Raw genomic sequence first — 19,459 nt, 5'->3', positions numbered from 1 at the left:
ATGGGCCGGAACGGCCAGTAATTGGATGCAATTTCAGTGTGAAATGTGTTCACTTTTTGTTTAAAAAAACTTCACCTGACCTGAAAATCAATCCATCGGGACAAAATGGAACTGAGACTGACTTTCTTTTAGAATTGCATCCCTCTTGATGTTCGCATGGATAGCCAGGATCCCATGGAAGCCTTTCCGGTACTGACCGATGTTCTTTACAGCCAGCTCTGGCAGCCGCTTTGGCACCGTTTTACCGGCCTGTTCGATCTGAATGGCCGTCTGGGAGTGGGCTTTCTGGCCATCTCCCTGGCGGTGGCCTATGGGCTGTACCGCCGGCGCAACAATGGCCGTTACCGCCATTTCGGGCATTTTCTGGGTGGGCGCCGGGTATGGCTGCACCGTTCCGCCATGATTGACTATCAGTACTATTTTCTGCGGGTGTTGCTGCATGCTGCCCTGGTGGTACCGGTGCTGGCCTGGCTGGACCCTTACCTGCTGCGTTCAGGGGATGTGACCGCCCGGTTGACCGAGTGGTGGGGGACCCGTCCCTGGCAGGGAGAGAGCACCGGCCTGATGCTGGCTTACGGCCTGGGCGCCTTTCTGGTGTCGGACTTTGTGCATTACTGGGTGCATCGGGCCTTTCATGGCCGCTGGCTGTGGGAGTTTCACAAGGTGCATCATTCCGCCACCGTCATGGTGCCCTTTACCGCCAGCCGCATTCATATCGTGGAAAAACTGCTTGAGAAGCTGTGCAAGGGCGCGGCGCTGGCCCTGTTTGCCGGGCTGTTCTTCTATGTCAGTGGCGGCAAGGTGGGCAAGTTTACCCTGTTTGGCGTGAGTTATCTGGTGCTGCTGTTCAACTCCCTGGCGGCCAATCTGCGTCACAGCCATGTATGGCTGTCGTTCGGCCCGGTGATCGAGCATGTGATCAACAGCCCGGCTCAGCATCAGATCCACCATAGCCGGGACCCCAGGCACTTCAGCCTGAATTTCGGCACCAATCTGTCGGTCTGGGACTGGATGTTCGGCACCCTGTATGTGACCACCTCTGCACCAGAGCCACTGGAGTTTGGGGTGGGAGAGAAGGACAACCTGCGTTATCAGCGCATGAGTACCCTGATCCTCAGGCCCTTCTGGGTGACCGGCGGCAAGCTGTGGCGGGCCTTGGCGTGTGACGCACTTGTGAGCCGCGGCCGGCGACGGCTAGAATAGCCGCTTTTCGCCGGGGGTACGGCCATGGAATTTGATTTTCTGCGTGATCTGGACGGCCGTTGCCGGGCCCGGTGCGACATGGGCCACGAGGCCTTTGGCCAATGGCTGACCGACGAGGTGGACGCCGCCGAGGCAAGCCGTCTGCTGGACGTCATCACAGAGCTGGATGCACGCCAACAGGACGAATTTCGCCAGGAATATGCCGAGTTTTCCCTGGCACTGAGCGACGGCGAGGCCGAGCTGGTGGGCCACGGCCTGGCCTTTGACAACGACGAGCTGGAAGAGGGCATGAGCTACTACGACGATGCCCACTACGCCGGCTGCGGCCTGGACGATCTGGCCCGGCTGCTTACCCAGTGGCGGGAATTTCTTCAAAACCGGTAAGGGGGGAGAGGCCGTAGGCGCCGCTTCAGCTGGCGCAAGCAGGTGGCTCTTGCATTACAGGCCTGCTGCGCAGCCCCTGCCGGCTAAAGCGGCAGCTACCCATTATTTACTGCCCACTCGACCGGCTTCCAATTTCCAGCTGACTGCTTACAGCTTCACCTTTCCCCGTCCGCTCTTGATCTTGCCCCTGTGGGTTTTGCTGTCGGCGCGCTTGGCCTTGGCCGCCTTGCTCGGTTTGGTGGGGCGGCGCACCTTCACCGGCTTGCCGGCCTGTTGCAGCAGGGCAACCAGGGCCGCTTTGGCCGCTTCCTTGTTCATCAGCTGGCTGCGCTCGCTTTCCACCCGGATTAATATCAGCCCGCTGGCCAGCACCCGGTGATCCCGCATCTTTGCCAGGGCTTCCTTGTAATGCTCAGGCAGGCTGGGGCTGCCGGCATAGTCAAAGCGCAGCTGCACCGCCGAATCGGTCTTGTTGACGTGCTGGCCGCCCGGGCCGCCGGCCCGCATGGTGATGAACTCCAGCTCCTGTTCCGGGATCTGCACCCGGGCCGATACCTCCAGCATGATCCTTGCCTCTGCACTTTTTTGGTGCTTGTCAGTGAAAACCTGCACCAGCATAACATGCTGCCCGCATCACCAGCCACCTGAGCAAACTCAACTCATTGATTTTTAATGAATAAAAAACTGGCACGATGCTTGTAATGAACAAGGTGACTCAACTTGGCAGCGCGAGGAGCCTCCATGAAAATGATTTGCGCCATTATCAAACCCTTCAAGCTCGACGATGTTCGCTCGGCCCTGGCCGGCATGGGCATCGACGGCATGACGGTCACCGAGGTCAAGGGATTTGGCCGGCAAAAAGGCCACACCGAACTGTACCGCGGTGCGGAATATCAGGTGGATTTTCTGCCCAAGATCAAGCTGGAAATCGCCGCCCAGAGTGAAGACGTGGAGCGGGTGATCGAAACCATCACCGAGGCGGCCGGCACCGGCAAAATCGGCGACGGCAAGATCTTCGTGTACGACCTGCAGCAAGCGGTGCGCATTCGCACCGGCGAGCGGGATATGGAAGCCATTTAAAGAAGGAATCTGCCATGGATGCACTGACCGAAGTGAAATTTGCCCTCGACACCTTTTATTTTCTGATGTCGGGCGTGCTGGTGATGTGGATGGCCGCCGGCTTCGCCATGTTGGAGGCGGGCCTGGTAAGGGCCAAGAACACCACCGAAATCCTGACCAAAAACATTCTGTTGTTTGCCATCGCCTGCACCATGTACCTGCTGGTGGGCTACCACATCATGTATGTGGACAACCCGGAAGGGGGCTGGCTGCCCAGCCTGGGCGGCCTGATTGGCAGCACCAGCGCCGATGCGGACCACGCCCTGGAATCCGACTTCTTCTTCCAGGTGGTGTTTGTGGCCACCGCCATGTCCATCGTGTCCGGGGCCGTGGCCGAGCGCATGAAGCTGTGGGCCTTTCTCGCCTTCTGTGTGGTGATGACCGGCTTTATCTATCCGCTGGAAGGTTACTGGACCTGGGGCGGTGGTTTCCTCTCCCAGTGGGGCTTCAGCGACTTTGCCGGCTCCGGCATCGTGCATATGGCCGGCGCCGCGGCGGCCCTGGCCGGGGTTCTGCTGCTGGGGGCGCGCAAGGGCAAGTATGGCAAGAGCGGTGAAATCCATCCTATTCCCGGCTCCAACATGCCGCTGGCGACCCTGGGCACCTTTATTCTGTGGATGGGCTGGTTCGGCTTTAACGGCGGCTCCCAGCTGCTGGTGTCCGACGTGGAAAACGCCACCGCCGTGGCCAAGATTTTCGTCAACACCAACGCCGCCGCCGCCACCGGCGCCATTGGCGCCCTGCTGGTCACCAAGCTGACCTGGGGCAAGGCGGATCTCACCATGATCCTCAACGGCGCCTTGGCCGGACTGGTGGCCATTACCGCCGATCCGCTGTCGCCGGGGCATCTGTGGGCGGCCGCCATCGGTCTGCTGGCCGGCGTGCTGGTGGTGTATGCCATTGTCGGGCTGGACCGGTTGCGTATCGACGATCCGGTGGGCGCCATTTCGGTGCACGGCGTGTGCGGCATGCTTGGTCTGATATTGGTGCCGGTGGCCAACCCCGACGCCACCCTGTTCGCCCAGCTGGCCGGTATTGTGGTGATTGGCGGCTGGTCGTTCGGCGCCAGCCTGCTGGTGTGGTACGGGCTCAAGCGCAGCATGGGCATTCGCGTGGGTGAGGAAGAAGAGCTGTCGGGCATGGATCGCATCGACTGCGGCATCGACGCCTACCCTGAGTTTGTCACCATCAAACCTCGCTAAGTTACGTCACGAGGCCGCCGGGTCTTGTTTTTGAGGAGCCTCTGGCTCCTCTTTTTTTGATCTGGCGCAAGAGAACGTATTGCAGATGAAAATTTTTCTTATTTCAATATGCTTTGGCAGTTGATTCCCGTTTTGGCCGCTGTATACTTCTGAACGTTAATTATTCTCAATCAACCTAATGGAACCGGATGATGACCAAAACGTTTTCCCTCTCTGCCGCCGCTCTGCTGGCGTCCAGCTTCACGGCCCAGGCCTTTGCCGAAGAAGTAAACGTTTACTCCAACCGTCAGGAGTTTTTGATCAAGCCCATCATTGATACCTTTACCAAGGAAACCGGTATCGACGTTAATGTGGTGTTTATCAAGGACGGCATGGGTGAGCGTCTGGAGCGGGAAGGACGGTTGTCGCCGGCGGATCTGGTGCTGACCGTGGACGTCAGCCGGTTGATGGATGTGGTGGACAAGGAACTGACTCAAGCCGTGCAAAGCGACGTGCTGGAAGCCAATATTCCGGCCCAGTACCGGGATGCCGATGGCAAGTGGTTTGCCCTAACGACCCGTGCCCGTGTGGTGTACAGCTCCGCCGAGCGGGTAGGCAAAACCGACATCACCTATGAAGAACTGGCCGATCCCAAGTACAAGGGTAAAATTTGTACCCGCAGCGGCAAACACCCCTACAATGTGGCACTGACCGCTTCAATGATTGCCGAGCACGGCAGCGAGTACACCAAGAACTGGCTGCAGGGGCTGAAGGCCAACCTGGCGCAGAAGCCCCAGGGTGGCGACCGGGATCAGGTGAAGGCCATTCGTGACGGCGTCTGTGACTATGCCCTGGGCAACAGCTACTACTACGGTGCCATGCTCAACGACGAAGAGCAGCGCGAGTGGGCCGAGGCCGCCGTGGTCAACTTCCCGAACCAGGCCGATCGTGGTACCCACGTCAATATTTCTGCGGTGGCCATGACCAGTCATGCCAAGAACAAGGACGCCGCGCTCAAGCTGATGGAATTCCTGTCCGGTGACGAAGCCCAGCATCTTTATGCCTCTGCCAACCACGAATATCCGGTCAAGCCGGGCGTGGAGCCCTCCGAGCTGGTGAAGGGCTGGGGTGACTTCAAGGCCGATAGCCTGCCGCTGACCGAGGTCGCCAAACATGCCCAGGAAGCGATTAAGCTGGTAGACGAAGTGCAATACGATCTGTAAAAAGACGGGGGTTCGCCCCCGCTTTGAGTAGTACATGAAAAGATATGGTTGGACGGTCAGCAGCTGGGGCATCGCCCTGGTGCTGACCTTGCCGGTACTGGCACTGATTGCCGAAGCCCTGTTGCCCGCAGAAGACATCTTCCGTCATCTGTGGGCTTCTGTGCTTCCGGCCTATATCGGCAACACCTTCTGGTTGGTGTCGCTGGTAATGGGACTGAGCCTGCTGTTCGGGCTGCCCGCCGCCTGGCTGATGGCCATGTGCGAGCTGCCGGGCCGGCGCTTGCTGCAATGGGCGCTGATCCTGCCCCTGGCCATGCCGTCCTACATCGTCGCCTTTGTGTACACCGACCTGCTCGACTACTCCGGTCCGGTGCAGCTGGCGCTGCGGGACTGGTTTGGCTGGCAGTCGGCCGGTGATTACTTCTTTCCTCCCATTCGCACCCTGGGCGGTGCCGCCCTGGTGATGGGGCTGGTGCTGTACCCCTACGTTTACCTGCTGGGCCGCACCGCCTTTCTGGAGCAGTCCACCAGTCTTATTCAGTCCAGTCGGCTGCTGGGCTGCTCGCCCTGGCAGAGCTTTCGCCGGGTCAGTCTGCCCCTGGCCCGCCCGGCCCTGGCGGTGGGGTTGTCGTTGGTGGCCATGGAAACCCTGGCCGAGTTCGGCACCGTCAATTTCTTTGCGGTCAATACCCTGACCACGGCGGTGTACGACACCTGGCTGGGGTATGGCAGCCTGCAGGCGGCGGCCAAGATCTCCGCCATCATGCTGCTGGTGGTCATGGTGCTGCTGAGCCTGGAGCGCATGAGCCGCCAGCGCCAGCAGGTGTTTCAGAAGAGCATGGGCCATGAACAGGAAACCGGTTACCGGCTGACCGGCGGACGCAAATGGGCGGCGCTGGCATTTTGCTGGGGCCTGGTGGGGCTGGGCTTTCTGCTGCCCTTTGGCATCCTGTGTTACCACGCGGTACGTTATTTTGACCGGGCCTGGAACGCCCGCTTTTTTGAGTACAGCCTGAACAGCCTGGTGTTGTCGGCGGTGGTGGCGGTGCTGGCGCTGGCCATTGCCCTGCTGCTGGGCATGACCCACCGCCTGCGGGGCAAGCGTTACACCGTGCTGCCGATGCGGCTGGCCTCCATGGGGTACGCCCTGCCCGGCACCGTGCTGGCCATTGGCGTGCTGGTGCCGCTCACCATGATGGACTTTGCCATCAATGATCTGGCGCTGTGGCTGGGACTGCCCGAGCCGGGGCTGCTGCTGACCGGCACCATGACCGCCATTGCCTTTGGCTATCTGGTGCGGTTTGGCGCCATGGCCATCGGCGCGGTGGAAAGCAGCCTCAACAAGGTGTCGCCGTCCCTCGATATGGTCACCCAGACCATGGGCTATGGCCCGGCGGCCATGATTCGGCGGGTGCACCTGCCGCTGATTCGCAAGGGCATGCTGGCCGGGGCCCTGCTGGTGTTTATTGAATGCATGAAGGAGTTGCCGGCGGCGCTGCTGCTCAGGCCCTTCAACTTTCAGACCCTGGCCACCTATGTGTATCAGTTCGTGTCCGACGAGCAACTGGAGCTGGGTGCGCTGCCCGCCATTGTCATCGTGTTGGTGGGACTGATACCGCTGATTTTTCTGAACCGTTCACTGGAGCAGCATCACTGATGGCGGCACTGACCATTCACGACATTTGTTGCAGTTACAACGGCAAACCGGTGCTGAACGGCTTGTCGCTGGAAGTGGAAGACAACGAGATCATGTGTCTGCTGGGCGCCAGCGGCTGCGGCAAGACCACGCTGCTGAAGGCGGTGGCCGGGCTGTTGCCGGTAGCGAGCGGTGACATTGCCATTAATGGCCGGCCGGTGAATGGCCATGGCCTGGCGGTGGTGCCGGAAGAGCGTAATATCGGCATGATCTTTCAGGATTATGCGTTGTTTCCCCACCTTAATGTGGCCCAGAACGTGGCCTTTGGTCTGCAGAGCAAGGAAAGCAACAAGGCGGTGATTCACGCCCGGGTAGAGGAGGTGCTGGAGCTGGTGAACCTGGCGGGCCTCGGCGAGCGCTATCCGCACCAGCTGTCCGGCGGCCAGCAGCAGCGGGTGGCCATTGCCCGGGCGCTGATCTGCCGGCCCCAGCTGATGCTGCTGGATGAGCCCTTTTCCAATATCGATACTCAGGTACGGATGCGCCTGATTGGCGAAATCCGCAGCCTGCTCAAGCAGCAGGGGATCAGCGCCATTTTCGTGACCCACAGCAAGGAAGAAGCCTTTGCTTTTGCCGACAAGCTGGCGCTGTTCCGGGCCGGTCACATCGAGCAGGTGGGGCGGCCGCAAACCCTCTACCAGCATCCGCAGACCCCCTTTGTGGCGGACTTTCTCGGACAGAGCAACTATGTGCCGGCCACGGTGCACGACAGCCACACCCTGGTCACGCCCATCGGCTCCATCGAGAGCCAGGCCGCCCTGAATGCCGAGCCCGGCAGTGAAGGTCAGCTGTTGCTGCGACCGCGCCAGCTGCAGCTGACCGAAGACGAGCAGGGCAATGGCCGGGTACTGGAGCAGCAGTTTCTCGGTGCCCATACCCGCTGCCAGGTGGACTGCCAGGGGTTGTTGCTGGAAGTGAGCATCAATGAGCCCTTGCCGCCCCAGGCCAGGGTACAGGTCAGGGTGGCGGCCCATGCCCTGACCTTTTTTCCCGACCAAAGCGAGCGCCGGCGGGAAGTGGCTTAAGAGCAGGGACTGGGGAGCAGGGATCAGGGACTTGTAGCTGCCGCTTTAGCTGGTAGAGCCGGTGTAGCAAGGCGATGGTTCCGATATGGTCGCTGGCGTTGCGTCGACTAAAGTGGTGTCTACCATTTCCCCAGTCCCCAGTCCCCAGTCCCCAGTCCCCAGTCCCCAGTCCCCAGTCCCCAGTCCCCAGTCCCCAGTCCCCAGTCCCCAGTCCCCATGGTGTTTCCAACAAGGTGCTGTGGATCGCTGACAGCGCCTGAGCTGCCGTCTTATACTGGACTCCTTCGAAGCAATGGAAGAGCACAGCATGACAGCACAAGCCGGCGTTTGCGCCGAACCCAATCTTCACGCTTATTACCTGTTTTTCAATATCCTGCCCGGTCGTCAGGCCGAGGTGCGGGAGCGGCTGCGGGCCATTCCCTGGCTGTGGCGAGAGCTGAGCGCAAGCTATCCTGACGCCGCTTTCTCCGGCCTGGCGGCCATCGGCAATGAGGCGTGGGACGAGCTCTATCCCCAAGGGCGGCCGAAGGAGCTGACTGCTTTTCCGGCCCAGGGGGAAGGGGAACGTTCGGCACCGGCCACTCCCTTTGATCTGTTTTTTCAGCTGCGCGCCGACCGTCTCGATGTGGCCTGGATTGCGGTACAGAAGGTCATGGCGTTGCTGGCTAATCTGGCGGAGCTGAAGGACGAACGCCAGGGCTTTCGCTATCTCGATTGCCGCGACATGACCGGTTTTGTGGACGGCACCGAAAACCCGCAAGGGGAGCACAGGGCCGAGGTGGCGCTGGTGGCCGATGGTCCCTTTGCCGGCGGCAGCTATGTGCATGTGCAGCGCTTTCACCACCGCATGACCCGCTGGCAGCGGCTGGCCGTGAAAGAGCAGGAGGACGTGTACGGCCGTACCAAGGCCGACAATATCGAGTACGCTTCCGCCGACAAGCCACTGACCGCCCATACCAGGCGCACCAGCCTGAAGGACGACGCCGGCAACAGCCTGGAGATTCTGCGTCAGAGCATGCCCTGGGGCAGTGCCACCGAGCAGGGGCTGGTGTTTATTTCCTGTTGCCACACGCCCCGGCACTTTACCCGCATGCTGGAAAGCATGTACCGGGGAGACGGCGAAGGGCACTTTGATCACCTGACGCTGTACACGCGCCCGGAAACCGGGGCGGCGTTTTTTGCGCCGTCGGAAGAATGGCTGGAAACAAGCGGGGACTAGGGAGCAGGGACCGGGGACTGGAATCTAATCCCCAGTCCCGGATCACCAGTCCCGGGATTTATACGTATTGCTCGAACAGTTCCAGTACGCTCTGGTACAGCTCCTCGATGGGGGTTTCCTTGGTGGGGGTAATAAAGATGGTGTCGTCGCCGGCAATGGTACCGAGAATGCCTTCGGCCCGGCCCAGGGAGTCGAGCATGCGGGCAATTAGCTGGGCCGCGCCGGGGCTGGTATGGATCACGATCAGCGCGCTGTTGTGGCCCACATCCAGCACCAGGTTTTTGAGCTGGCTGCTGCTGGTGGGCACACCCAGCTCCACCGGCAGGCAGTACACCATTTCCATCTTGGCGTTGCGGGTACGCACGGCGCCGAACTTGCTCAGCATGCGCGACACCTTGGACTGGTTGATGTTCTCAAACCCCAGATCCTGCAGGGCATTGACGATTTCCGCCTGGGAGCCGAACCGCTCCTCTTTAAGCAGCGCCTTGAACGCCTTGATCAGCTGTTCCTGTTTTTCGTTCATGTTTTGCAGTCGACCGAGCGTGAGTGAATGGGCCATATTGTCTATCCGCCATGGTTTTTTATCAAGGAATAGTCATTTATCTTGCATAAAGATGCAAAATTAGCTTGCATTAACAATAATGCAAAATAAAATCAGCCAAAGACTCTGACAGATGAAGTGAACATAGCGCATGGGCATAGAATTCAGCGGCATAAGCAAGTCCTGGTTCGGTCAGGAAATTTTAAGCCAGGTTTCGCTGCAATGCGATGCCGGAGAGACATTAGTGCTGCTTGGCCCAAGCGGTGCAGGAAAAAGTTCTTTGCTCAGGCTGATGAACCTGCTGGATATTCCGGATTCCGGCCAGCTAGCCATCGCCGGTGAGCAATTCAGCTTTCCCGCCGACAACAACGGCCGGCTGCCGAAGCGGGCTCAAGCCCTGCGCCGCAAGGTGGGCATGGTGTTTCAGCAATACCACCTGTGGCCCCACCTGACGGTGGAGCAAAACCTGCTGGAAGCGCCGCTCAAGGTACTGGGCATGGACAAGGCCGAGGCCCAGGACAAGGCCGGCCAGCTGCTGGCCCAGCTCAAGCTGGCGGACAAGCGCCAGGCCTGGCCCGGATCCCTGTCCGGCGGCCAGCAGCAGCGGGTGGCCATTGCCCGGGCGCTGATGATGAACCCCGAGGTGCTGTTGTTTGACGAGCCCACGGCGGCCCTGGATCCGGAGATCACCAAGGAAGTGGCGGAGATCATTCGGCAACTGGGCAAAACCGGCATCACTCAGGTGATCGTGACCCACGAAGTGAATTTTGCCCGCCGGGTGGCCACCAGAGTGGCCTACCTGGAGCAGGGCAAGCTGGTGGAGTACGGTGATGCCTCCCTGTTTGACCACCCCCAGACCCAGCGTCTGGCGGAATTTCTGACTCATTGATAAAGGACTCGACCATGAAAAAGACCCTGTTGTCCCTGGCCCTGCTGGCCGCCGCCGGCAGCGCCGCCGCCCAGGCCGACGAAGTGAAGTTCGTCACCAACGCCGCCTATCCTCCCTTTGAATTCGTTGACGACAACAACGAAATGCAGGGCTTTGACATCGATCTGGCCAAGGCCCTGTGCGAGGTGGCGGCGCTGGAGTGCAGCTTTCACAACCAGGCCTTCGACAGCCTGATCCCCAGCCTCAAGTTCAAGCGTTACCATGCCGCCATTGCCGCCATGGACATTACCCCCGAGCGCGCCGAACAGGTGGACTTCAGTGACATTTACTATGAAAACTCCGCGGTGTTTGTGGCGCCCAATGGCAAGTTCAGCGCCATCGACGGCCTCAAGGGCCAGACCGTGGGCGTGCAGAACGGCACTTCCCACCAGAAGTACATTCAGGACAAGCTGGAAGGCGAAGGCCTGGAGCCGCGCTCCTACCAGAGTGTGCAGGACGCCCTGCTGGATCTGACCAACGGCCGTATTGAAGCCGTGTTTGCCGACACCGCCGTGGTGGGCGACTGGCTGGCCAAGTCCGACGGATTCGAGGTGGTGGGCGAGGCGGTGACCGATGATAACTACTTCGGCACCGGCTTTGGCATTGCCGTGACCAAGGGCAACCAGGAACTGCTCGACAAGCTCAATCAGGGCCTGGCCGAGCTCAAGGCCAACGGCACCTACGACCGTCTTTACGGCAAGTACTTTCCCCACTGATGATGACGCACCTGTTGAATGCCGGCCTCATGACCTTGGGGCTGGCATTGGTCTCGCTGGCGGTGGGCATGGTGCTGGCCGTGTTGCTGTGCGGTGCCGAAATGAGTCGCTGGCGGCTGCTTCGGCTGCCGGCGGCGTTCACCACAGTGCTGCGCGGCCTGCCGGAAATCCTGGTGGTGTTCTTTATCTATTTCGGCTCCACCCATCTGCTGTTTCTGCTGACCGGCGAATACATTGAGTTCAGCCCCTTCTGGTGCGGGGTGACCGCGTTGTCGCTGCTGTTTGCCGCCTATGCCGCCCAGACCCTGCGCGGCGCGCTCAACGCCGTGTCCCGCGGGCAGCGCCAGGCGGCCCAAGCACTGGGACTGCCGCCCCTGTACACCTTCTTTCACATCGTGCTGCCGCAAACCTGGCGCCACGCCCTGCCGGGGCTGAGCAACCAGTGGCTGGTCTTACTGAAGGATACCGCCCTGGTGTCGCTGATTGGCGTGCACGACCTGATGCACCAGGCCAAGTCGGCGGCGGCCAGCACCTATGAGCCCTTTACCTGGTACGCCCTGGCGGCGCTGATTTACCTGGCCATTACCCTGGTTAGCCAGCAGGGCCTGAAACGGTTGCAGGCGAGGGTCACCCGTTATGACTAAAGTAATCGAGTATTCGCTGGCTCTGCTGGAAGGGCTGCAGATCACCTTGCTGATCACCGCCTCCGGCCTGCTGCTGGGGCTGTTGATCGCCTTGCTGCTCACCTGGATCCTGGACAAGCGGGTGCCGGTGCTGAACTGGCTGGCGGAAGGCTACCTGCTGCTGATCACCGGTACCCCCCTGCTGGTGCAGATCTTTCTGATCTACTACGGCCCGGCCCAGTTTGACTGGATCAAGCAGAGCTGGGCCTGGCAGTATCTGCGTGAACCCCTGTTCTGTGCCATTCTGGCCCTGGGCATGAACGCCGGAGCCTATACCTGCCGGCTGTTCAAGGGCGCCCTGGATGGGGTGCCGAGAGGAGAAACCCTGGCCTGCCGGGCGCTCGGCATGAGCGAATGGCAGACCCTGAACGTGAAGTTGCGCCACGCCATGCGCCGGGTGATCCCGGCCTATTCCAACGAGGTGGTGCTGGTGCTCAAGGGCAGTTCCCTGGCCAGCACCATTTCCATTATGGACATCATGGGCCTGGCCCAGCGCATCAACGGCCAGACCTACGACACCCTGACGGTGTTCGGGGTGGCGGGGGCCATTTACCTGTTGATGAACAGCCTGCTGACCTGGCTGTTCCGTCTGCTGGAACGGCGCGCGCTGGCGTTCCAGCAGCAGGGATAAAACGTGCCGGCGCAGTGCAACCGCGCTGTTGTTTCGCACTGCGTTGGCTCACAGAACCATGACATTTGATAGGCCTGGGCATTGTGTTTGAACGGCGGTTTCGCTATTTTGCTAAGGCCCAGGAAACGTATAACTATTCAATAATAAACGGAGTTCAGTTATGAAAGTTGCCGTACTCGGAGCTGCCGGTGGTATCGGTCAGGCTCTCGCCCTGCTGTTGAAGAACAATCTGCCCGCCGGCTCTGAACTGAGCCTGTACGATATCGCTCCCGTTACTCCCGGTGTTGCTGCCGATCTGAGCCACATCCCGACTGCGGTCAACGTAGTGGGTTTTGGCGGTGAAGACCCCACTCCGGCCCTGACCGGTGCCGACATTGTGCTGATCTCCGCCGGTGTGGCCCGCAAGCCGGGCATGGACCGTGCCGATCTGTTCAACGTGAACGCCGGCATCGTCAAGAACCTGATCGAGAAAGCCGCCGCCGCCTGCCCCCAGGCCTGCATCGGCATCATTACCAACCCGGTGAACACCACTGTGCCGATCGCCGCCGAAGTCCTGAAAAAGGCCGGTGTGTACGACAAGAACAAGCTGTTCGGCATCACTACCCTCGACGTGATCCGTGCCGAGACTTTTGTGGCCGAAGCCAAGGGTCTGAACGTGGCCGACGTCAAGGTGCCGGTGATTGGTGGCCACAGCGGCGTGACCATTCTGCCGCTGCTGTCCCAGGTGGAAGGCGCTTCCTTCTCCGACGAGGAAATCGAGAAGCTGACCTACCGTATTCAGAATGCCGGCACCGAAGTGGTGGAAGCCAAGGCCGGTGGCGGCTCCGCCACCCTGTCCATGGGCCAGGCCGCCTGCCGTTTCGCCCTGTCTCTGGTGAAAGCCATGCAAGGCGAAGCCAACGTGGTTGAGTGCACCTATGTGGACGGCGGCAGCGAGCACGCCCAGTTCTTCGCCCAGCCGGTACTGCTCGGCAAGAACGGCGTGGAAAAAGTGCTGCCCTACGGCGAAGTCAGTGCTTTCGAGCAGGCCGCCATGGACGGCATGCTGGAAACCCTGCGTGGCGACATTCAGAAAGGTGTGGAGTTCGTTAACCAGTAAGGTTTGCGAGTTAAACACTAAAAAGGGAGCTTCGGCTCCCTTTTTTCGTTTAGGAATTGGGGCGTCGGGACTGGGATTGGATACTTACAGCTTACGGTCTGCCTCTTAGTCACAAGTCGCCAAAGAGGACGCAATGCGAAGCATCAGTGCGGTTGCACTCCGCCGACACGCTTCGCTGCAGGCCACTCACTAAAAAAGTCTGCTGCGAACATATTTAATGTTCGGTCAGGCTTTTTTACTTCGTCACGGCGAGCAAGCTCGCCCCATGTACGCTCGAAAATGCCATATATGGCATTTTATGGTCGGCTACGGCAATCCCCACTGCTGCTTCGGGTAACCTCGGCGTTGTCTGCATGCTGTCAGTCGGCTCAGAGTGTTCCAAGGAGGGCAAAGGGTGTCTGCTTCGCCGTGCCCTTCGCGCCAGGGATGGCGCGATGGAGCGTATAGGGATGTATTTACAGCGTGCGGGGGAAGCAGTGCGCTTTGTCCGACGAAAGTGCGCGGTACAGCAAACGACAATCCGGGCTTTCAGCTTTGGTCGTTCCATGCTCGGCCCACCTTGGAGCCGTTCTCCCGGCCCAGCTGTCGGCTTATCCAGCGACCGGTGGCGACCAGCCGGTCGAGATCCACGCCGGTGTCCAGGCCCAGGCCGTGCAGCAGATAGACCACGTCTTCGGTTGCCACGTTGCCGGTGGCGCCTTTGGCATAGGGGCAGCCGCCGAGGCCCGCCACCGAGCTGTCGATAATACGCAGGCCCTGCTCCAGCACCGCATACAGGTTGGCCAGGGCCTGGCCGTAGGTATCGTGAAAATGGGCCGCCAGCCGCACCAGGGGCACCTCCTGGCGCACCGCCGACAGCATGGCGATGGCCTTTTTCGGGGTGCCGGTACCAATGGTGTCGCCCAGGGAGATTTCATCACAGCCCAGCCGATAGAGCGCGCCGGCGACCCGGGCCACGGCGGCGGGGGCAATGTGCCCTTCATAGGGGCAGCCCAGCACGGTGGACACATAGCCCCGTACCCGTACTCCGTGTTCATGAGCCCGTTGCAGTACGGGGGTGAAGCGTTCAAGGCTTTCCACCACCGAGCAGTTGATGTTCCTCTGGCAAAAGCTTTCCGAGGCGGCGGTAAACACCGCCACTTCATCGGCGCCGGCGGCGAGCGCTGCCTGCAGCCCCTGCAGGTTGGGGGTGAGTGCCGAATACACCACACCGTCGCGGCGGCGAAGGCCTTGGAGTACCTCGGCGCCGTCGGCCATTTGCGGCACCCATTTGGGCGACACAAAGCTGGCCGCCTCAATGTGAGTGAGGCCGCACTCCGCCAGCCGTTCCACCAGCTCGATTTTGGTTGAGGTGGGCACCGGCATGGGCTCGTTTTGCAGACCATCCCGGGGGCCCATCTCCACCAGTTTGACCCTATCCATCGGGCGCCTCCAGCCGTAACAGCTCGTCCCCTTCACTCACCTGGTCGCCGGCGCGAAAGTGAATTTCCGCCACCCGGCCTGCCATGGGGGCGCGAATGGGATGCTCCATTTTCATGGCTTCCAGCACCAGCAGGGTCTGGCCTTCACGGACGTCATCGCCTTCGGCCACCTTCAGCTCCCCCACCAGTCCCGGCATGGGGGCGGTCAGGCCGCCGGCGGCCTGATGGGGAGGCGTACCGGCCTCGGCGTCAATGCGGCGCAGATCGAAACGTTCTCCCTGATAAAACAGCCAGACAAAGGCGTCATGCCGGGCAACATGCAGTGCCAACCGTCGGCCATTCAGATTGACCTGCAGCCGTTCATCGGTCAGCTCGCCTTCCAGCGTGTGTTGTTGCTCCTTCACGGGTACGTGCCAGCCGGTATCCGTGGCGGTGAGCGTCAGATCATAAACTTCCCCCGAGTATTCCAGCCGCAGCCGGTAGGCCGCCGGCTGGTTCAGGCGCCAACCGCTGCTTGCCGCAAAGGGCGAGTCACTCCCTGGCGGCGGGTGAAGGGTATAAGCCAGGGCGGCCAGCGCCAGCACCTCGCCGGCGGCCAGCGCCGAAGCTTGAAACAGGCTGTGCTGGTGCTGCTCGATAAAACGGGTATGCAGCTCGCAGGCCTGAAAGGCCGGGTGCCGGCACAGGCGGCGTAAAAAGCCGATATTGGTTTTCACACCGCCGATACGGTACTGCGCCAGCGCCCGTGCCAGCTCCGCCAGGGCGGCCTCGCGGCTGTGAGCGTGCACGATCAGCTTGGCGATCAGCGGATCATAATAAATGCCCACTTCATCGCCCTGGCGCACGCCGGTGTCAAGGCGTACTTGGCTTGATATGACGGGCTCGTGCAGGGTGTGCAGGACGCCGGCGGCGGGCAGAAAGCCGTGCTCGGCATCCTCGGCGTAAATGCGGGCTTCCACCGCATGGCCCTGAAGCTTGATGTGCTCCTGGGTCAGCGGCAGGGGCTCTCCCGCCGCCACCCGCAACTGCCATTCCACCAGATCCAGGCCGGTAATGAACTCGGTTACCGGGTGCTCCACCTGTAACCGGGTGTTCATTTCCATAAAATAGAAGTGGCCGTCTTCGGTATAGAGAAACTCCACGGTGCCGGCGCCGCGATAGTCGATGGCCTGGGCGGCCCGCACCGCCGCCTCGCCCATGGCGGTGCGGGTAGCACTGGTCAGGCCGGGCGCGGGGGCTTCTTCCAGAATTTTCTGATGCCGGCGCTGCACCGAGCAGTCCCGCTCCGAGAGGTAAAGGCCGCTACCGTGGGCATCGCAGAATACCTGCACTTCCACGTGGCGGGCCTTCGGCAGGTAACGCTCCAGCAGCATGGCATCGTTGCCAAAGGCCGCCCTGGCCTCGCGCCGGGCGGCGGCCAGGGCGTCATCGAACTCACCGGGCTCATGCACGATGCGCATGCCTTTGCCGCCACCGCCGGCCACCGCTTTCAGCAGCAGTGGATAACCGCAGGCCTCGGCCTCTCGTTTTAGCCGTGCATGACTTTGATCCTCGCCATGATAACCAGGCACCAGGGGCACACCGGCGGCGGCCATCAGCGCCTTGGCGGCGGCCTTGTCGCCCATGGCGGCAATGGCGGCGGGGGGCGGGCCCACAAACACCAGGCCGGTGTCGGCACACCCCTGAGCAAAGCCGGCGTTTTCCGACAGAAACCCGTACCCCGGGTGCACCGCATCGGCCCCGCAGGCGCCGGCAATCTCCAGCAGCGCCGCCTGATTGAGGTAACTTTCCGCCGCCGAGGGCGGGCCCAGGCGCCAGGCCTCATCGGCCAGCTCCACATGCAGGGCCTGTCGGTCCGCATCGGAGTAGACTGCTATGGTATGTAGCCCCATCCGGCGCGCGGTGCGCAGCACCCGGCAGGCGATCTCGCCCCGGTTGGCCACCAGCAGTTTAGTGATCATCCTTGTTCTCCCAACCCGGGGGGCGTTTTTCCAGAAAGGCCGCCAGCCCTTCTTGCGCTTCCTCTGTTACTCGCAGGGCGGCCAGGCGTTGGGCGCTGTCGCTCACCAGGGCTCGGCTTAACGGCCGGCCGGCATAATCCCGAATCAGCGCCTTGGCCGCTCTCTGGGCCGTCGGACCGCCCCGTAACAAGGCGGTGATAATGGGAGTGGCGCCCTCTGCAAGGGCCGATTCCGCCACCTCGTGCACCAGCCCCAGCCGCTCGGCGCGGGCCGCGTCGATCACTTCCCCGCTCAGCATATAGCGCCGGGCCTGGCGTTCGCCCAGCACCCGCAGCACATAGGGGGCGATGGTCGCGGGAATAAGGCCGAGGCGGGTTTCGCTCAGGCAAAAACGGGCATCGGCGGCGGCCACCACCATATCGCAGGCGCACACCAGCCCCAGGGCACCGCCAAAGGCCGCCCCCTGCACCAGTGCCAGGGTGGGGTGGGGAAAGCGGTCCAGCCGCCACAGCAACTCCGCCAGTCGGCCGGCGTCGGCACGGTTCTGCGCCGGACTTAAGGACGCAGCCCGCTGCATCCAGCCCAGATCCGCCCCGGCACAAAAGTGCCTGCCCTCGGCCTTCAGCACCAGCAGGCGCAGTGTCGGCTCGGCCTCGGCGTCGCTCAGGCACTGGTGAAAGGCTTCGATGGTCGCTTCGTTCAGCACATTGCGGCGTTCGGGGTTATTCAGCACCAGCTCCCATACCCCTTTGCCGGTCGGTTGCAGTGTTATTGGGTCGGACATGGCACCTCCTTACAGGCGTCCTTACAGGCGCCCTACATACGAAATACGCCAAAGCGGGTGGGAGTGACAGGGCGGTTTCCCGCCAGCGCCAGGCTCATGGCCAGCACGGTGCGGCTGTCTTTCGGGTCGATCACGCCGTCGTCCCACAGCCGGGCGCTGGCATACCAGGGGTGGCCCTGCTGCTCGTAGCGCTCGATAATGGGGGCCTTGAAGGCGGCTTCGTCCTCGGCGGACCAGTCCTGGCCTGTTTTTGCCAGGGCATCCCGGCGCACGGTGGCGAGTACCCCGGCGGCCTGCTCGCCACCCATGACCGAAATGCGGGCATTGGGCCAGCACCACAAAAAGTCGGGATCATAGGCCCGGCCGCACATGCCGTAGTTGCCGGCCCCAAAGCTGCCGCCGATGATTAGTGTGATTTTGGGGACGCTGGCGCAGGCCACCGCCGTCACCAGCTTGGCGCCGTGCTTGGCGATGCCCTCGGCCTCGTATTTCTTGCCCACCATAAAGCCGGTGATGTTCTGCAGAAACAGCAGCGGAATATTCCGCTGGCAGCACAGCTCGATAAAGTGGGTCCCTTTCTGGGCCGACTCGCTGAACAGAATGCCGTTGTTGGCGATGATGCCCACCGGATAGCCCTGCAGATGGGCGAATCCGGTGACCAGGGTGGGGCCGAAATCGCGCTTGAACTCGTCCAGCACAGAATCATCCACCAGCCGGGCGATCACTTCCCGCACCTCAAAGGGGGTGCGCAGGCTGGTGCCGACAATGCCGTAGAGCTCGTCAATGGGGTAGCGGGGTGAGCGAGGCTCACGGGGGGGCGGCGGTACGGCGGACACATTGAGATTGGCCACCAGCCGGCGGGCCAGGCCAAGGGCATGACGGTCGTCGTCGGCGGCATGATCCGCCACGCCGGACTGCCGAGTGTGCACCTCGGCCCCCCCCAGCTCCTCGGCGGTCACCACCTCGCCGGTGGCGGCCCTGACCAATGGCGGGCCACCGAGAAAAATGGTGGCCTGATTGCGCACCATAATGGACTCGTCCGCCATGGCCGGCACATAGGCGCCGCCGGCGGTACACAGGCCCATGACGACCGCCAGCTGGGGAATGCCGGCGGCGGACAGGCGGGCCTGATTAAAGAAGATGCGGCCAAAGTGATCGCGGTCGGGAAAGACCTCGTCCTGACTGGGCAGGTGAGCACCGCCCGAGTCCACCAGATACAGGCAGGGCAGTCGGCAATGCTCGGCAATGGCCTGGGCCCGCAGGTGCTTTTTCACCGTGAGCGGATAATAGGTGCCGCCCTTGACCGTGGCATCGTTGGCCACCACCATGCACTCCACCCCGTTCACCCGGCCAATGCCGGTGATGATGCCCGCCGCCGGCACCGGCTCGTCGTAAACGTTGAGTGCTGCCAGTTGCGACAGCTCAAGAAAGGGCGTGCCCGGGTCAAGCAGGGCAGCAATGCGATCCCGCACCAGCAGCTTGCCTCTGGCCTGATGGCGCTCCCGGCTGTCGGCTCCGCCGCCTTCGGCAATGAGGGCCACCTGTTCACGCAGGGCCGTTACCTCGGCGGCCATCGCCTGCTGGTTGGCAATAAACTCTGTGGAAGCCGGCTGCACCCGGCTGACAAACTGGGTCATAACGGCTC

The 19,459-nt window shown here is 61.7% G+C and carries 19 protein-coding genes; 13 read left to right on the top strand and 6 right to left on the bottom strand.

Annotated elements, in window-relative coordinates; translation table 11 throughout:
* The first annotated feature begins 156 nt into the window (after positions 1-156).
* Both GU3_RS15720 and GU3_RS15715 read left to right on the top strand, forming a co-directional pair.
* A complete protein-coding gene (locus tag GU3_RS15720; RefSeq protein ID WP_237711155.1) occupies positions 157-1,203 on the top strand; it encodes a sterol desaturase family protein in 1,047 nt (348 codons plus the stop codon).
* A gap of 24 nt (positions 1,204-1,227) precedes the next feature.
* Positions 1,228-1,587, top strand: coding sequence for a YacL family protein (locus GU3_RS15715; RefSeq protein WP_014293518.1), 360 nt, complete (start codon positions 1,228-1,230; stop codon positions 1,585-1,587).
* 147 nt (positions 1,588-1,734) lie between these two features.
* Here GU3_RS15715 and arfB read toward each other — a convergent pair whose 3' ends face one another.
* Positions 1,735-2,151 (bottom strand): alternative ribosome rescue aminoacyl-tRNA hydrolase ArfB, encoded by a 417-nt coding sequence (gene arfB / locus GU3_RS15710; RefSeq protein WP_014293517.1) that lies wholly within the window; start codon positions 2,149-2,151, stop codon positions 1,735-1,737.
* Between the two features lie 177 nt (positions 2,152-2,328).
* On the opposite strand from arfB, the gene GU3_RS15705 reads away from it, so the two are divergent.
* The 6 genes from GU3_RS15705 to GU3_RS15680 all read left to right on the top strand — a co-directional run bounded on the left by GU3_RS15705 (position 2,329) and on the right by GU3_RS15680 (position 9,050).
* Positions 2,329-2,667, top strand: a complete 339-nt coding sequence (locus tag GU3_RS15705) for a P-II family nitrogen regulator (RefSeq protein ID WP_014293516.1) — start codon at positions 2,329-2,331, stop codon at positions 2,665-2,667.
* Between the two features lie 14 nt (positions 2,668-2,681).
* On the top strand, positions 2,682-3,908 hold the full coding sequence (locus GU3_RS15700; protein WP_014293515.1) for an ammonium transporter: 1,227 nt from the start codon (positions 2,682-2,684) through the stop codon (positions 3,906-3,908).
* A gap of 191 nt (positions 3,909-4,099) precedes the next feature.
* Positions 4,100-5,110 carry a Fe(3+) ABC transporter substrate-binding protein gene (locus GU3_RS15695; protein WP_014293514.1) on the top strand — a complete coding sequence of 337 codons (1,011 nt, stop codon included), beginning with the start codon at positions 4,100-4,102 and terminating at the stop codon, positions 5,108-5,110.
* A gap of 34 nt (positions 5,111-5,144) precedes the next feature.
* Positions 5,145-6,767, top strand: coding sequence for an iron ABC transporter permease (locus GU3_RS15690; protein WP_014293513.1), 1,623 nt, complete (start codon positions 5,145-5,147; stop codon positions 6,765-6,767).
* Positions 6,767-7,831, top strand: coding sequence for an ABC transporter ATP-binding protein (locus tag GU3_RS15685; protein WP_014293512.1), 1,065 nt, complete (start codon positions 6,767-6,769; stop codon positions 7,829-7,831). Before GU3_RS15690 ends, GU3_RS15685 begins: the two co-directional genes overlap by 1 nt.
* A 307-nt stretch (positions 7,832-8,138) precedes the next feature.
* On the top strand, positions 8,139-9,050 hold the full coding sequence (locus tag GU3_RS15680; RefSeq protein ID WP_014293511.1) for a Dyp-type peroxidase: 912 nt from the start codon (positions 8,139-8,141) through the stop codon (positions 9,048-9,050).
* A gap of 58 nt (positions 9,051-9,108) precedes the next feature.
* Here GU3_RS15680 and argR read toward each other — a convergent pair whose 3' ends face one another.
* Positions 9,109-9,573, bottom strand: a complete 465-nt coding sequence (gene argR / locus GU3_RS15675; RefSeq protein WP_041543346.1) for a transcriptional regulator ArgR — start codon at positions 9,571-9,573, stop codon at positions 9,109-9,111.
* 169 nt (positions 9,574-9,742) lie between these two features.
* On the opposite strand from argR, the gene GU3_RS15670 reads away from it, so the two are divergent.
* From GU3_RS15670 to mdh, 5 genes are all read left to right on the top strand, one after another.
* Positions 9,743-10,480, top strand: a complete 738-nt coding sequence (locus tag GU3_RS15670) for an ATP-binding cassette domain-containing protein (protein ID WP_014293509.1) — start codon at positions 9,743-9,745, stop codon at positions 10,478-10,480.
* A 14-nt stretch (positions 10,481-10,494) separates the two neighbouring features.
* Complete coding sequence (locus GU3_RS15665) at positions 10,495-11,235, top strand: lysine/arginine/ornithine ABC transporter substrate-binding protein (RefSeq protein ID WP_014293508.1); 741 nt, start codon at positions 10,495-10,497, stop codon at positions 11,233-11,235.
* Positions 11,235-11,879, top strand: coding sequence for an arginine ABC transporter permease ArtQ (artQ, locus tag GU3_RS15660; protein WP_014293507.1), 645 nt, complete (start codon positions 11,235-11,237; stop codon positions 11,877-11,879). Before GU3_RS15665 ends, artQ begins: the two co-directional genes overlap by 1 nt.
* On the top strand, positions 11,872-12,549 hold the full coding sequence (gene artM, locus GU3_RS15655; RefSeq protein WP_014293506.1) for an arginine ABC transporter permease ArtM: 678 nt from the start codon (positions 11,872-11,874) through the stop codon (positions 12,547-12,549). Before artQ ends, artM begins: the two co-directional genes overlap by 8 nt.
* Positions 12,550-12,709: 160 nt before the next feature.
* Entirely contained in the window at positions 12,710-13,648 is a 939-nt protein-coding gene (mdh, locus tag GU3_RS15650; protein ID WP_014293505.1) for a malate dehydrogenase, read from the top strand.
* Positions 13,649-14,176: 528 nt separating this feature from the next.
* On the opposite strand, the gene GU3_RS15645 is transcribed toward mdh, so the two are convergent.
* Genes GU3_RS15645 through GU3_RS15630 form a run of 4 tightly spaced genes read right to left on the bottom strand, consistent with a single transcriptional unit; the run spans position 14,177 to position 19,451 of the window.
* Positions 14,177-15,070: a hydroxymethylglutaryl-CoA lyase gene (locus tag GU3_RS15645; protein ID WP_014293504.1), complete on the bottom strand. Its 894-nt coding sequence runs from the start codon at positions 15,068-15,070 to the stop codon at positions 14,177-14,179.
* Positions 15,063-17,030: an acetyl-CoA carboxylase biotin carboxylase subunit gene (locus GU3_RS15640; RefSeq protein ID WP_014293503.1), complete on the bottom strand. Its 1,968-nt coding sequence runs from the start codon at positions 17,028-17,030 to the stop codon at positions 15,063-15,065. Before GU3_RS15640 ends, GU3_RS15645 begins: the two co-directional genes overlap by 8 nt.
* Positions 17,020-17,814, bottom strand: coding sequence for an enoyl-CoA hydratase-related protein (locus GU3_RS15635; protein ID WP_014293502.1), 795 nt, complete (start codon positions 17,812-17,814; stop codon positions 17,020-17,022). Before GU3_RS15635 ends, GU3_RS15640 begins: the two co-directional genes overlap by 11 nt.
* Before the next feature lie 32 nt (positions 17,815-17,846).
* A complete protein-coding gene (locus tag GU3_RS15630; protein ID WP_014293501.1) occupies positions 17,847-19,451 on the bottom strand; it encodes a carboxyl transferase domain-containing protein in 1,605 nt (534 codons plus the stop codon).
* Positions 19,452-19,459 lie beyond the last annotated feature (8 nt).

This window comes from Oceanimonas sp. GK1, from assembly GCF_000243075.1.
Taxonomy (GTDB): domain Bacteria; phylum Pseudomonadota; class Gammaproteobacteria; order Enterobacterales; family Aeromonadaceae; genus Oceanimonas.
The sequence above is the reverse complement of the archived record's forward strand: the minus strand, read 5'-3'. Positions and strand labels throughout refer to the sequence as shown.